General features: G+C 41.7%; 11 protein-coding genes. 5 read left to right on the forward strand and 6 right to left on the reverse strand.

All coding sequences use genetic code 11. From position 1 onward, the window contains the following. Positions 1-73: 73 nt before the first annotated feature. The 3 genes from ALE3EI_RS03645 to ALE3EI_RS03655 form a co-directional block, all read right to left on the reverse strand. Entirely contained in the window at positions 74-733 is a 660-nt protein-coding gene (locus ALE3EI_RS03645; protein ID WP_186990942.1) for a response regulator transcription factor, read from the reverse strand. 93 nt (positions 734-826) lie between these two features. Continuing rightward, complete coding sequence (locus ALE3EI_RS03650; protein WP_186990944.1) at positions 827-1,477, reverse strand: response regulator transcription factor; 651 nt, start codon at positions 1,475-1,477, stop codon at positions 827-829. A 3-nt stretch (positions 1,478-1,480) separates the two neighbouring features. Further along, positions 1,481-3,499 (reverse strand): tetratricopeptide repeat-containing sensor histidine kinase, encoded by a 2,019-nt coding sequence (locus tag ALE3EI_RS03655; RefSeq protein ID WP_186990946.1) that lies wholly within the window; start codon positions 3,497-3,499, stop codon positions 1,481-1,483. A 51-nt stretch (positions 3,500-3,550) separates the two neighbouring features. Here ALE3EI_RS03655 and radA point away from each other — a divergent pair, with 51 nt between their 5' ends. The 3 genes from radA (at position 3,551) to ALE3EI_RS03670 (ending at position 7,511) form a co-directional block, all read left to right on the forward strand. Further along, complete coding sequence (gene radA / locus ALE3EI_RS03660) at positions 3,551-4,912, forward strand: DNA repair protein RadA (protein WP_186990948.1); 1,362 nt, start codon at positions 3,551-3,553, stop codon at positions 4,910-4,912. A 44-nt stretch (positions 4,913-4,956) separates the two neighbouring features. Beyond that, positions 4,957-6,078, forward strand: coding sequence for a peptidoglycan DD-metalloendopeptidase family protein (locus ALE3EI_RS03665; RefSeq protein ID WP_186990950.1), 1,122 nt, complete (start codon positions 4,957-4,959; stop codon positions 6,076-6,078). A gap of 68 nt (positions 6,079-6,146) precedes the next feature. Then, complete coding sequence (locus ALE3EI_RS03670) at positions 6,147-7,511, forward strand: acyl-CoA dehydrogenase family protein (RefSeq protein ID WP_186990952.1); 1,365 nt, start codon at positions 6,147-6,149, stop codon at positions 7,509-7,511. Between the two features lie 40 nt (positions 7,512-7,551). Here the strand turns inward: ALE3EI_RS03670 and ALE3EI_RS03675 are convergent, their stop codons facing one another. The 3 genes from ALE3EI_RS03675 to ALE3EI_RS03685 are packed head-to-tail and all read right to left on the reverse strand — an operon-like array spanning position 7,552 to position 10,391. Beyond that, the gene (locus tag ALE3EI_RS03675) at positions 7,552-8,589 is read right to left on the reverse strand and encodes an NADP(H)-dependent aldo-keto reductase (RefSeq protein ID WP_186990954.1); all 1,038 of its coding nucleotides are present in this window, start codon (positions 8,587-8,589) and stop codon (positions 7,552-7,554) included. A 50-nt stretch (positions 8,590-8,639) separates the two neighbouring features. Then, positions 8,640-9,593 (reverse strand): OmpA/MotB family protein, encoded by a 954-nt coding sequence (locus tag ALE3EI_RS03680; RefSeq protein ID WP_186990956.1) that lies wholly within the window; start codon positions 9,591-9,593, stop codon positions 8,640-8,642. 33 nt (positions 9,594-9,626) lie between these two features. Next, complete coding sequence (locus ALE3EI_RS03685) at positions 9,627-10,391, reverse strand: exodeoxyribonuclease III (protein WP_186992285.1); 765 nt, start codon at positions 10,389-10,391, stop codon at positions 9,627-9,629. Between the two features lie 226 nt (positions 10,392-10,617). Between ALE3EI_RS03685 and ALE3EI_RS03690 the strand changes: the two genes are divergently transcribed. Both ALE3EI_RS03690 and ALE3EI_RS03695 read left to right on the forward strand, forming a co-directional pair. Beyond that, positions 10,618-14,037, forward strand: a complete 3,420-nt coding sequence (locus ALE3EI_RS03690; protein ID WP_186990958.1) for a hypothetical protein — start codon at positions 10,618-10,620, stop codon at positions 14,035-14,037. 184 nt (positions 14,038-14,221) lie between these two features. Beyond that, entirely contained in the window at positions 14,222-14,653 is a 432-nt protein-coding gene (locus ALE3EI_RS03695; RefSeq protein ID WP_186990960.1) for a hypothetical protein, read from the forward strand. Positions 14,654-14,655 lie beyond the last annotated feature (2 nt).

Consider the following 14,655-nt stretch of genomic DNA (forward strand, 5'->3'; position numbering starts at 1 on the left):
GATTATTAGGTAGTTAGCGGGGTAAAGATATTGTTAAAACTTTCTTACTGAAATACGTAAAACCACGTATATATTACGTGCTGTTGCGTACAGAAATTTCTTCAATAAAATGTTTATTGTTTGAAAACCAATTCTTTAGATGTTCGGGTTCCATTGATAGCTGTAGTCTGGGTAGGATGGAATTTATTTGAGTCTTAACTTCTTTAGGTTGAAGTTTTAATTGCTTCGCTATATCTTTAGGAGTCGATCCTCTGGCCAATAATACAAGGAGTTGTTTCTCGATGTCTGAAAGCGAATCTATCTGCTCACGAAGCTCGGTAGCGCCGGGCATTTTCTTTAGGGATAGAGCCTCACTGAAATACGTGCCTCCCGCAAGGACGGCTTCAATACATTCACTAATGGTTTTTAGAGAATCACCGGAATTAAGTGTACCAGAGATCTTTAACGCCCCAGCCGATATGGAATATTGGTTATGAACATCGGGGAAAATGATCACAAATTTGGTTTGTAATTGTTTTTCAGAAACAGTCCTTATAATGTCGAAGGCAGATAATAAGGGGAGTTCGGCATCTAAAATTGCCAATGCAGGATCATGCTGCAGAATATATTGAAGGATCTTCATTCCACTGGTCGTCTTTTTTACGACACGAAAATTCCTTTTTGTTAATCCGGCAGCTAAACCCTTAACAAATACTTCCTGACTGTGAGCCAGGCAAATTGCATGAAATGACATTGGTTAGTTTTAGTCACCCCAAGGTAGTAAGGAACTGAGAATAAAAATATAGGTAGGAACACGTATTTATTACGTAGTAGTACGTACAAATTCCTACATTGCCATGATCGTATTCTTGTGAACCAAGGCCCAATTAGTTACCGCATTTGTTCCCCCTTCCAGCCCTAATTTGACAATAATGTTGCTTCGGTGTTTTTCAACGGTACGCGACGATACACAGAGCGTATCGGCTATTTCATTGGAGGTGTATTGCTGGGCGATCAACTTTAATATGGTGGTTTCAGAAGGAGTGAGTAAACTTAGTTTACGCAGTTCTTCATTGGCATTCCGAAGCGAAAATGCATCGAAGGATCTGCTAAAATACTCTTCGTCATTTACTGCCGCCTCTATACATCGTTCCACTTCTTCAAAGGAATCCTCTTTCAGCAAATACCCGTTGATCTGGAGTGCTTTTGCCTGGGATACATATTCGGCTTCCTTGTGAAAAGAAAGCACTATAAACTTCGTAAGGGATCGCTTCTCTTTTGCGGTTTTAATAACTTCAAAACCCGTTAACAAAGGCATATCAATATCAAGTAGCGCTACTGAAGGAGTAAGCGTAAGAATGAGTTCCAGCGCCTGCATTCCGTTTAGCGCCTGCCCCACTACTTTATAGCCGTGGGATTCAAGTTCATCCTGTAAGCCTTTAAGGAGCATGGGATGATCGTCTGCAATTACGATGGTTATATTTCCTTTATTCGTCACTGGCTAAATGGCTATAGCAAGAAAAATGGTGGTACCTTTTTCGGGGGAGCTCTCTATTTTTATTTCCGAACCTAAAATTTTCGACCGTTCTAATAGCGTTTTCATTCCCAGGGTACTCACATTTCCAATTTTTTCTGAATATACAAAACCTTTCCCGTTATCTCGAATCACGGCCTGAATTAAATTTGCCTTCTTCTCTATAATTACTGAAGCAGCACGGGCTTCGGAATGTTTTACCATATTATTGAGCACTTCCTGAATGATCCTGTACAAATGTAATGAAGCTTCTTTAGTAAGTGCGTTATCAATATTTTCAATTTCATTTGTAAAGAAAATGTCTGTATTGGCATCCACTTCGTTGATAAGTGAAGTAATTGCCGCGGTAACGCCTAATTTTTCCATAGTGGAGGGATGTAATCCGCGTGAGATACTTCGTAATTCATCCAGGGTGGTTTCTGCCAGAGATTCCATATCGGTATTGCCTGTACTTTTCGTCTTTTTGGTAAGTAACATTAGCTTTTGCCCTACGCTATCGTGTAACTCCCGAGCCACCCGGGTTCGTTCCTCTTCCTGAGCCTGGATCAAATTTCTGGAGTACTCTTCCTGCGTTCGCTGTCGTCTTCTTGCGAAGTTTCGCGAACGAACCAAAACCACTCCCCCAAATAACACAACTAATCCCAGTCCGCCAAAGAGCAACCACTGATTCTTAATTTTATTCTCGGCATTTAACAGGGCAATATCACCCTTTTGTGCCACAATTGTCGCATCCCGTTTTTCGGTTTCATACAGGGTTTGATAATAGGACAATGCTTTTACCTTTTGAACACTATTTATTGAATCCCTTAAGCGGGTATATCGTTTAAAGTGATTCAAAGCCTCTACAGCATTACCCATGGCTTCATAGACTTCAGACAAAAACTTTTCTGCTCCCTGTATTTCTTCAAAATGAGATCCCCGCGCTTTTAATTCCAGATGCTCTTTCCCATAGTCCAATGCTTCAGGGTAATTCCCTTTTGCAAAAGCAATATTCTTTAATACCTCAACATAAGGCTCTCTGTTTCGGCCCTCAATATCCACATTGGGAATAGCTTCCATTTCCCGAAGAAACTGTTCTGCAAGTTCCAGACTATCGGTTTGCGCATAGGCTATTGCCAGAGTACTGAGCATGGTAACATCATAAAATGAGGGATTCTTACTTTTTCGACCTGCTTCCAGACCCATTTTTAAGTAAAGGATACGCTGTACTTCATTTCCCTGTTTTCTATGATCGGTTGCGGCATTGTAATAAAAGCTAGCAAGATGACCGTAGCTCTCCTTTATCTTAGCAAGTTCTATGGCCTCATCCCTCTCTTGTTTTGCCTCTTCAATAAAACCATTCTGACTGTAGAGAACAGACAATGAATTGCGAGCACTTATGATATTAAACGTATCTTTTCGTTCCTGAAAGAGTCTGGCAGCCTCCTGTAATAATATAGAAGCTTGAGAAAAATTTCCCATAAAACTCAGCGTTTGCCCCTTATACAGTTTGGCCAGGCCCTCAAATCTTTTATGCCCTCCGGCATGCGCATTCTCTTCGGCTAGATCATAATACTTTATGGAAGTCTCGTGTTTCTCAATAAAGTAATAACTATCGGCGCCTTCCAGATAAAATTTTGCCAAGGCGACTGGGTCTTCACACTTACGGGCCGTTGGCAGGAATTTTAAAAAAATGTTGTTTCCTTGTTCGGGGTTTCCTACAATATTATTCTGAAAATAAATTAGATTAGCCGTTTGCCATGTTGCTACAGATAGAGAGTCGAGGGTTAGTGCATAGTCGACGGTAGCCTTAACCAGAGAATCATTTTGATAATCGGTCTTTGAAACGATATAATTGGAAAGGCTGTCCATCCATTTCAATCGGTCACCATTTTCAGAACGATCAATTTTTTGATAAAGTGCTTTTATTTCCTTAGTAGAGGTAGCGTCTTGTGCCATTATATGACAGCAGCTAAAGGCAATAAATACGACTATATATTTCTGCATGAGGAAAGTGTGAATATCATAGTAAATATATTTAATTTAGCTGAAAGAACTATGGCAAAGACAAAAACAACTTTTTTCTGTCAGAACTGCGGAAGTCAGTTCTCGAAATGGCAGGGACAGTGCACTTCCTGCAAGCAATGGAATACCATCGCCGAAGAAGTATTGCAAAAAGCTGAAAAGTCATCCTGGCGACCTTCTGAATCGGTCCCAAAACGAGTTTCAAAACCACAAAGGATCACGGATATATCGACGACTTCCGAAGCCCGGATGAATACTAAAAACAATGAATTAAACCGTGTACTTGGAGGGGGTCTTGTCCCCGGATCCCTCACCCTTTTAGGCGGAGAACCCGGAATTGGAAAGAGTACACTCATGCTTCAGATCGCACTTCGACTGCCGTATAAAACCCTATATGTTTCAGGTGAAGAGAGTGCTCAGCAAATAAAGATGCGCGCAGAGCGCATCGAACCGGATTCAGAAAACTGCTTTATTCTCACCGAGACCAAGACACAAAATATATTCAGAAATATTGAAGAATTACAACCCGATATTGTAGTGATCGACTCCATTCAAACGCTGCATACCGATTATATAGAGAGCAGCGCAGGCAGCATTTCACAAATAAGGGAAACGACAACCGAACTAATAAAATTCGCAAAAGAAACCGATACGCCCGTTATTCTAATTGGCCATATCACTAAAGACGGGAATATTGCGGGGCCAAAGATCCTGGAACATATGGTGGATACAGTTCTTCAATTTGAAGGGGATCGAAATCATATTTACCGCATACTTCGTGCGAATAAAAATCGCTTTGGCAGCACGAATGAACTAGGAATTTACGAGATGCAGGGCAGCGGATTGCGAGAAGTAGAGAATCCTTCCGAAATACTGATCTCAAAAAATGAAGAAGATCTAAGCGGAACGGCCATCTCTGCCACTCTCGAAGGAATGCGACCGCTTATGATCGAAATACAGGCTTTGGTGAGTTCGGCGGTCTACGGGACACCTCAGCGATCGGCCACCGGGTACAATGCAAAACGACTTAACATGATCCTCGCAGTGTTGGAAAAACGTGCCGGATTTAAACTAGGTGCCAAAGATGTTTTTTTAAATATTACCGGGGGTATTACAGTTGATGATCCAGCTATTGATCTTGCGGTGGTAGCAGCCGTGCTTTCCTCCAATATCGATATAGCCATCGACAAGACCATGTGTTTTGCTGCCGAAATAGGATTAGCCGGCGAAGTTCGACCTGTAACCCGGGTGGATCAGCGAATCCTGGAAGCTGAAAAACTGGGTTTCGCTACCATTGTCATTTCTAAGTACTGCAAGTTGCCAAAACAAAGCTACGGCATAAACATCATCAAAGTAGCTAAGGTGCACGACGTTGTACATCATCTATTCGGATAACCTTCACACTTTTTTGGTATGATTTCTGTATGAAACATACCGCTATGAAAATGGTTTTACTGGTATGTACTTTGGTGGTGTTAAGCCTGAGTTGCCGACAGATTCAAAAGGCAACGGACGTAATTACGAATCCGACGGCCCGGGAAGTCTATGAGCGGAATTTTTATAAAGAGGACAGCCGTTATCTGGCATGGAAAGAGGCATATACAAGAGCACGAAAAGACAGTCTTGAAATTGATCTTCCCTATTCCGAAGCGGGTCAATTCTCATCGAGTCATCATTCGGTGTACAGTTATGGGTTATCCCTGAAGGAAGGAGAGCAACTTCTGGTGTATATTGATCCGGTTTCAGATTCAACCGAGGTCTTTCTTGATCTGTTTCAGAAAAAAGATTCGTTGTTTTCTGAAAAACCGGTAGCAAGTTCACAACCGGGAGAACATTTTTTACTGTATGAAGTAAATGAAAGCGCGCGGTATCTTTTGGTTCTACAACCCGAAATGGACAGCGATTCACAATTCCAAACTAAAATCTATACGAATCCCCAATATTATTTTCCCGTAGCGGGAGCCGGAAACAAGAATATTCAGAGCTTTTGGGGGGCATCCCGTGATGGCGGAAGAAGATCGCATAAAGGCGTTGATATTTTCGCGAAACGCGGTACACCTGTAGTGGCAGCCACCGAAGGAAGGATTAGTTTTACAGGTGAACGTGGTTTGGGAGGAAAACAGGTATGGTTGCGAGATGGTATTTTTGGGCGATCTCTGTATTATGCTCATCTGGACAGTATTGCTGCTGAAAACGGGCAACGCGTTCAGATAGGTGATACGTTAGGATTTGTAGGGAACACCGGAAATGCCAGAACCACTGCTCCTCATCTTCATTTTGGCATCTACAATGGTTATCGTGGAGCGGTAGATCCTTTACCTTTCATTAAATTAAAAGAAGTACCTGAAACTTCTTTGGAATATGCTGGCACCTCTGCAAAAATTAACCGCACTAAAGCCGAATTGAGAAATGGTCCGTCGACCTCCTATAAACAACTGCTATCCTTATCGAATAACGACACCGTACATGTATTGGGACAGACCGGAAACTGGTTTCACATTGAAACGAAAGAATTACAAAAAGGATTTATACACCAGTCCCTTGTAAAAGAATCTTTATAGAATTAACCTTTTATTAGAGGGTTATCCACAGCGTACACAGTATCTTTAATTGAAACTAAACGCTCGATATGTCAATCTTCAAGAAAATTAAGCAAACTATAGCGCTAATGCGCGAAGTGGATTTGGATGCCCTCGGAAAGATTTCAGAAAAAATAGACCTGCCTGAGGTTATGGCCGCGGTAGGTGAACTCGATGATCGTCAGTTGCAGGGCTTAATGAAAATGCTGAAAAGTCAGAGTAAGAAAGGACAGCACAAACTCCCGCCTATAGACGGAGATTTTTATGATCTAAGTTTAAAACTTAGCGATGAACAACGCGAATTACAGTTGGAAGTGCGGCAGTTCATGGAAAAAGAGGTCAAGCCTATTGCTAACAAATACTGGAATAAAGCCGAATTCCCTTTCGAGATCATTCCTAAAATGGCCGAATTAAATATCTGCGGAATGGCGTATAAAGGTATTGGCTCGCGTGATGAATCTTTTTTGATGGAAGGAATCGTTGCTATGGAACTTGCGCGGATCGATGTTTCAATTTCTACCTTTTTTGGGGTACACAGCGGACTTGCCATGGGTTCTATTTATCTCTGCGGAAGTGATTCGCAAAAAGAAGAATGGTTACCCAAAATGCAAAAAATGGAACTTATTGGAGCCTTTGGCTTAACAGAACCGGATGTAGGTTCGGCAGTGGCCGGCGGATTGGGAACTACGTGCAGACAGGAAGGCGATGAATGGGTGCTAAACGGACAAAAAAAATGGATAGGGAATGCAACTTTTGCCGATGTGACGGTGATCTGGGCCCGAGATGAAGAGACGAATCGGGTAAAAGGATTTTTGGTACGAAAAGGAAATCCGGGTTTTAAAGCCGAGAAAATGGAAGATAAAATGGCCCTCCGCACGGTACAAAATGCACTTATAATGCTAACCGATTGCAGAATTCCGGAAAGTGACCGGCTTCAAAAGTGCGATTCCTTTAAAGACACCGCCAAGGTGCTTAAAATGACCCGGGCTGCAGTAGCCTGGCAGGCGGTTGGTTGCTCCAGAGGTGCTTACGAGAGTGCACTGAAGTATACCAAAAAACGAGAACAGTTTGGACGACCTATTGCGGCTTTTCAGCTTATACAAAACCATTTGGTGGAAATGGTTGCCAATCTCACTGCCATGCAAACCTTGTGTTTCCGACTTTCAGAAATGCAGGACCAAGGCATTATGACCGATGAACATGCATCGCTCGCTAAAGTATTTTGCAGCATGCGCACCAGGGATGTGGTGAGTCGTGCTCGCGAGGTAATGGGTGGAAACGGAATTTTACTGGAATACGATGTGGCTCGTTTTGTGGCCGATGCCGAAGCTATTTATTCGTATGAAGGCACCAAGGAGATTAATTCCCTTATCGTTGGGCGTGCCATTACCGGATACAGTGCCTTTGTAAGCTAAACCTTTACTTTTAGCATGCTTTATACACCGCTTAAAAAAACTAAGGGGCCGGATTGGGTATCTCTTGATGAACTTCGTTAATTTCTTTCAGAATTTCTTCGGAAAGCTCCAAATCTACACTGTCAATATTCTCTGAAAGCTGTTGTAAGGTGGTCGCACCAATGATCGTAGAGGTCACAAAAGGTTGCTGTCGTACAAAAGCTAGTGCCATCTGAGCCAGGCTGAGACCGTGTTTTGCTGCAATGCTTTGATACCTCGCCGTGGCTTCAAACGAGCCTTTCCCCTGATAGCGGGAATAATTCGGGAATAAGGTTACCCGGGCATTCTCCGGTCGAGCCCCGTTTAAATATTTACCACTAAGTTGTCCGAATGCGAGGGGGGAATACGGAAGGTACCCTATCTTTTCCTGCTGCAGCACTTCGGTGAGACCAATTTCATCGCGCCGATTAAGCAGGTTATATGCGTTTTGTACAGACACCATTTTAGTAGCTCCTTTACGAGCTTCTTCCATATATCGCATGAGACCGAATGGAGTTTCATTCGACAATCCAATATACCTTACCTTTCCAGTAGCGACCAAAGCTTCCATACGTTCGATAAGTACTGCTATATTATCCTTCCATTCGTTGTTCCTGGAATAATCATAATCGCGGGTTCCAAAGATATTTACAGAACGTTCGGGCCAGTGCAGCTGGTACAGGTCCAGATAATCTGTATTAAGACGTTTAAGGCTATTGTTAAGTGCTTCCTCCAGTGCGTTCCCGGAAAAACTTAAATCCTTTCGAATGAATTCAAAAAAACGATTAGGCCCCGTAATTTTAGAAGCTAAAACGATCTTATCCCGCTTGCCGGTCTTCTTTATCCATGAGCCAATTATTCGTTCGGTACTGCCCTGGGTTTCGGCTTTTCCGGGTACGGAATACATTTCTGCGGTATCGATAAAATTGACTCCCTTTTCTAATGCCAATTCCATTTGTGCATGACCTTCGGCCTCTGTATTCTGTTGCCCCCATGTCATGGTGCCGAGACAAATTTTGCTTACTTCAAGTTCTGTATTGGGAAAATGGATGTATTTCAAAGTATGGATTATTTAGTAAGCCGCTCTAAACAGACACATAAGACAATGTTCTAAATTTCATTCAGCAATTTAGAGATCTCGTCAAGTTTTGGTGTTAGGATCACCTCTATTCTTCTGTTTTTCGCTTTTCCTTCGGAAGTGGTATTAGGGGCAATTGGTGCATATTCGCCTCTTCCGGCTGCGGTGAGGTTATCTTTTGGAATTCCGGAATTCTCGGTGAGTATAGTCACGATCGCTGTAGCTCTCTTGGTTGAGAGATCCCAATTGTCTGTAATGTTACCACTACCGCCGTAAGGTACATTATCTGTGTGTCCCTCTATAAGCACCGCAATTTCTTTATTTTCAGCAAGCACATTTCCCAGTGCCACTACTGCTTGTCTTCCGCGGGTATTTACAGCCCAGCTTCCACTGTCGAATAGCAATTTATTTTCCATGGAAACATACACTTTTCCATCACGCTGTTCTACTGTTAATCCGTTGCCTTCAAAACTGGTTAGTGCTGCTGAGATCGCATTTTTAAGTGCAGTCATTTTGGCATCTTTAGCCGCGATAATACCCTCCAGCTCTTCCACGCGTTGCGATCTTGCGGCAAGATCCTTTTGCAGCTTTTGAAGTCGTTCATTTTCGAGAGCCAGGGCTTTCTCTTTTTCCTCTAACTGCGTTAATAATTTGCGATTTCGTTCCAAATTTTCGGTAAGTGCAGAAGAACTATTGGCTTCCAATGCATCATAGGAAGTTTTAAGCCTGTTGTAGTTATTTTCAGATGCAGCGAGTTCCATTGCCAATCGGCTGTTTTCTGCTTTCAGGGTTTCAATTTCCTTTTTTAAGGAAGCGAGGGTGTATGGTTCGTCATTTCCTTCAGCATTATCTAATTGTGACATGAGGGATTCATTTTCGGCTTTTAAAGCAGCGTATTTATCCTGCAGGTCTTCATATATTTTTGAAGAAACGCAGGATGTAGAAATTACGGCTATGAATATTCCGAAGAAAAACTTTTTAAGCATATTTTTTGTATTGAGCAGGTTCATTAGAAATATTTAAAATTCAAGTTCCAATAATAAGGGACAGTGATCACTATGCATAGCGTCCGGTAGTATAACGGCGCGTTTTATATTTTCTTGCAAGGGTTCTGCAACCATATTGTAATCGATACGCCAGCCCTTGTTATTTGCCCGAGCATTAGCACGATAACTCCACCAGGTATAGTGATGTGGTTCCTTATTTAAATGACGGAAGGAATCGATAAAACCACTATCTATGAAACCGCCTATCCACTCTCGTTCTACCGGTAAAAACCCTGAAACGGTTTTATTTCTTACAGGGTCGTGAATATCGATCGCTTCATGACAAATATTGTAATCGCCACAGATCACAAGATTTGGGATCTCCTTTCGGAGTTCGTTGATATACTGCTGAAAATCGGCCATATAGGTAAGTTTATGATCCAGACGGGCCATATTGGTTCCACTAGGCAAATACAAGCTCATCACCGAAACATCGTCGAAATCCAGCCGCAGATTACGTCCTTCAAAATCCATATAATCGATCCCGGTTCCGTATTCCACATGATTGGGTTTTATTTTACTGAAAATGGCCACTCCGCTATATCCTTTCTTTTGGGCACTGTACCAGTAGTGATATGGATACCCGGCTTCCTCAATGTCTTCGAGAGTTACCTGATCCATATTTGCTTTTATTTCCTGAAGACAGATCACATCGGGATTAGCTTGTTTAAGCCAATCGATAAACCCTTTGCGCATAGCGGCGCGAATTCCGTTTACATTATATGAGATAATTTTCATGGTCATTTCAATTTATTTATCCTCTTATAAAGGTAGCAGCATACTAAACTTCAGTAATTACCAACAAAATTAAAAAAGACGAGGAGTTGGTGACAGAAAGCACTAAATTAAATAACAATGTATATTTACAAAGCGCATCTGCCGAAAGGTTTTAACAAAACAATCAACAAAATAAATATCGTTACCACAAGTTGTATAGATAAAGTAATTCCCGCGTTAGCATAGTATGAAAAAGCTTTTCCTGTCTTGTTTTGCCATTTGTGTTGTGGGCTTTGCTTACGGACAGGAAAACGAATCACTTTACCGCACCAAAACAATGGCGGTTAGAGATACGATTGTAATTGATTCGGTGAGTATAAATCCGGCGAGATTCGAAGTTTTGGATAAAACCGGACAGGCTGTAGATTCGACCGCCTATACCGTTGATTTTGCAAAGGGGATCTTGGTGTTTTCTAAAAATCAACAACGAGCACAGGATTCTGTGACCCTTAATTATCTGCGATATCCCGATTATCTTACCAGGGATTATTTCACATTAGACCCTAAGATCATCGTTTCGGGCGATGGCAGCATCGAAAAACTATATGCGCTGGATCAAGAAGGGACTAAAAAAGCCTTTACACCCTTTGAAGGTCTTAATACTGTTGGAAGTATTTCCCGAGGTGTAACCATTGGAAATAACCAGAATGCTGTGGTGAATTCGGAATTGGATTTGCAAATCACAGGTAAGCTAAGTGATAAAGTTTCCATTCGGGCATCCATTCAGGATTCCAATATTCCCACTCAGGAAGGAGGGTATTCACAAAGTCTGGATGAATTTGATGAAATCTTTATTGAATTGTACAGCGACAACTGGAACATTCGTGCGGGTGATGTAAATCTGGAAAATAATAGCAGTTATTTTGGTCGCTTTATTAAGAAAGTACAGGGAATCTCGCTAGGAGGCACCCTTAATCATTCTAACGGATCAAAAACATCGGCTTTTGCGGCTGGAGCTCTTGTTAGAGGGGTCTTTGCTCGTAGTACCTTTATTGGACAAGAAGGAAATCAAGGGCCTTATAAGCTGGTGGGACCTAATGGAGAACTCTTTATTCTCATCGTTTCAGGCAGTGAAAGAGTGTATGTGAATGGGCTTTTGTTAAGTAGGGGTGAGAATGCCGATTATGTGATCGATTACAATGCCGGTGAGATAAAGTTTAATCCTACCTTTCCTATCACATCCAATATGCGGATTAATGTAGAATACCAATACACCGACAGGAATTATACGCGTTTTATTGGTTATGGAGGTGGCAATTTTACTAGTGAAAAATTGGATATAGGGGTGTATGCGTATACCGAAAACGATGCAAAGAATCAGCCGCTTCAACAAAATCTTTCAGAAGAGCAGGTGATGATATTACAGGCCGCGGGTGACGATATGAATGAAATGACAGCACCCTCGGCCGTACCGGATACTTTTTCAGAAAACAAAATTTTGTACAAGATAGAAACCGTGAATGGTGTTGAGGTATTTATCTTCTCTAACGACCCGGAAGACGAGCTTTTTAATGTCCGTTTTACTCTGGTGGGTGAAAATAACGGAAATTATGTGATTTCAGAAAGCGGAGCGATTACGCGTATCTTCGAATATGTCCCTCCTGTTAACGGAATACCGCAGGGAAATTACGAGCCAATTATACAATTAAATGCGCCTACCAAACTACAGTTAGGCGGATTAAACGGAAGTTATCGCCCCGGTGAAAAGACTACCGTGGATTTTGAAATTGCAGCGAGCCAAAACGACCTGAACCTGTTCTCATCGCTGGATGACGATGATAATGACGGGTTTGCCGGCAGGCTGGCTGCACGGCAAACCCTGCTCAAAACTCAGGATTCTTTAAAACTTGACGCTTTTGGGTCTATGGATTTTATAAACAGGGATTTTAAGACCATAGAGCGTTTGTACAACATTGAATTTAACCGGGACTGGAATCTTATAAACCCCATGGGTGACCAGCGTTTTTTGATCACAGGGGTTGAGGTATCACAACCTAAGCTGGGTGGTGCACAATATGCGTTTCAGAATTTAAATTACTCAGAGAATTTTAAAGGGAACAGACATGTATTGGCTTCAGAATTGCGATTTGATAAATTTAAAACGCAAACACACGGAAGTCACCTAAACAGCACCGGAGATTCTCTGGATTCTAAATTTTTCAGAATACACAACCGCTCAACTTATTCCTTCAAAAAGGCCTGGGTGGGCGGTAAAGTTGGAGCCGAAGATAATCAGGTAAAAGAAATAAATAATGACAGTCTTAGCGGGGTGAGTCAGCGGTTTAGCGCCTACGAAGTTTTTACGGGAATTGGTGACAGTACTAAGGTTTTTGTTGAAGGCGGATATCAATACCGAATTACAGACAGTCTTAGAGCCGGCAAGCTGCAAAGAGTAAATTCTTCCAATACCTATTATCTGAAATCCCGCCCGTTAAACACTCAAAATACCCAGTTGAGCCTTTATGCCAACTACAGACAATTAAAAGATGCCGATGACGGAGATGATGATGAGGAGTCGTTAACGACCAGAATACTTTACAATCAGTCGCTATTGGACGGAGGGATTCGATTAAACACGGCTTTAGAGTCTAACAGCGGGGTTGTTGCGCAGCAGGAATTTACCTATGTAAAGGTTGATCCGGGTCAAGGAATTTACACGTGGAATGATTACAACAATAATGGAATTCAGGAATTAGATGAGTTTGAAATAGCGCAGTTCCAGGATGAAGCCGAATATGTACGAATCTTGCTTCCCAATCAGGTATTCTTAAAGATAAGAGAAAATAAATTCAGTCAGATCTTAACTCTTAATCCACAAAACTGGTCCTCGAAAGAGGGGTTCTTAAAGCTGCTTTCACAGTTTTACAATCAGACGTCCTACGTATTAAACCGAAAAATTAGAAGAAATGACAATGCCTTTAACGTCAACCCTTTTGATAGTGGCGGAGAGGATGAACTCGGACTTTCACTAAATTTCAGAAACGCCTTATTTTTTAACAGGGGTAAGCAACATTTCACAACAAGTTACACCTACATTTCCACATCGAACAGCAACCTTATCGCACTGGGATTACAGGAGAATGAACTAAAAAGTCATCAATTTAATTTTAATCATAAGTTCTGGGAGAGCTGGCTACTCACTTTAAAGGGTGCTTTGGGCACTAATAGCAGTACTTCGGAAAACTTTTCCAGCCGGAATTTTGAGTTGGACACCTATGAGGTGAATCCGAAGGTCTCCTATCTACTCAACCGGCAAGCGCGTATTGATGTGTTTTATCAATATGCCAATGAGGACAATGTGTTGGGCGAAATGGAACAACTGAAGCAGCAGACCATGGGGTTTTCGTTCTCTTTTAACAACGTAGAAAAGATCTCCATTAACGGAGAATTCAATTATATAGACAATGACTTTACGGGGAGCCCGTTCTCTCCTGTGGCATATCAGATGTTGGAAGGCCTTCAGCCGGGGACTAATTTTACATGGAATTTATTATTTCAGAAGCGGATCACTAAATATCTGGATGCAAACTTGTCTTACTTCGGAAGAAAAAGTGAAAACACCAGTATGGTACATACCGGAAGTATTCAGTTACGGGCATTCTTTTAACGATGTAACATCGCTATCTACTAAACTGGTTTCAAGTCTTTTAAAATATAGTGACTTCGCCGAAAGTATTAGGAAAAACCCTGAGCTTTAAACAGGATTTTTCCTGTATTTTGCTTTAAACGCCATAAGTTTTAAAAAGAAGTTCCACCTTTCGAAGGTAACAAACCTTTAAAGTATCCCAATTATGAAAAATTTCAAATTTCCGGTATTCGCGTTCCTTGTTATTCTTACTTTCAGTTCATGTTCTAAAAACACAGAAATATACGACGATGATATTTTGGCAGACTCGGTAGTTTTAGGATTCTGCGAAGATAACTATCCTATAAATATGGTTAGCGGGTATCCGTATAGATCACGTGTGGAGTTACATTACGACACAGAATATGACGGTATCACACCTCCTTTGGATATAAATCATGAAATTGAATGGTCCCCCAGCACTAACGAGTTAATTTATTCATTTACAAAAGGACCTTTTGTACAAGGGCAAGACAATATTCTAATAACCTTACAAGCTTCAGAAATTGGAGGTGCAACACAAGGAGAGTGGCGTGTTAGGATGGATGCCGGGAGCGGGTCGTCCAACTGTAACTGGAGTGCCTGGATTACCTATTAAAT

The sequence above is a fragment of the Constantimarinum furrinae genome (assembly GCF_014295415.1).
GTDB classification, from domain to species: domain Bacteria; phylum Bacteroidota; class Bacteroidia; order Flavobacteriales; family Flavobacteriaceae; genus Constantimarinum; species Constantimarinum furrinae.

Bases quoted from the DNA above. Each gene is read 5' to 3' on its own strand.
- ALE3EI_RS03645 (WP_186990942.1), bottom strand. From the start codon at position 733: ATGTCATTTCATGCAATTTGCCTGGCTCACAGTCAGGAAGTATTTGTT.
- ALE3EI_RS03670 (WP_186990952.1), top strand. From the start codon at position 6,147: ATGTCAATCTTCAAGAAAATTAAGCAAACTATAGCGCTAATGCGCGAA.
- ALE3EI_RS03685 (WP_186992285.1), bottom strand. From the start codon at position 10,391: ATGAAAATTATCTCATATAATGTAAACGGAATTCGCGCCGCTATGCGC.
- ALE3EI_RS03655 (WP_186990946.1), bottom strand. From the start codon at position 3,499: ATGCAGAAATATATAGTCGTATTTATTGCCTTTAGCTGCTGTCATATA.
- ALE3EI_RS03665 (WP_186990950.1), top strand. From the start codon at position 4,957: ATGAAAATGGTTTTACTGGTATGTACTTTGGTGGTGTTAAGCCTGAGT.
- ALE3EI_RS03690 (WP_186990958.1), top strand. From the start codon at position 10,618: ATGAAAAAGCTTTTCCTGTCTTGTTTTGCCATTTGTGTTGTGGGCTTT.
- ALE3EI_RS03680 (WP_186990956.1), bottom strand. From the start codon at position 9,593: ATGCTTAAAAAGTTTTTCTTCGGAATATTCATAGCCGTAATTTCTACA.
- radA (WP_186990948.1), top strand. From the start codon at position 3,551: ATGGCAAAGACAAAAACAACTTTTTTCTGTCAGAACTGCGGAAGTCAG.
- ALE3EI_RS03695 (WP_186990960.1), top strand. From the start codon at position 14,222: ATGAAAAATTTCAAATTTCCGGTATTCGCGTTCCTTGTTATTCTTACT.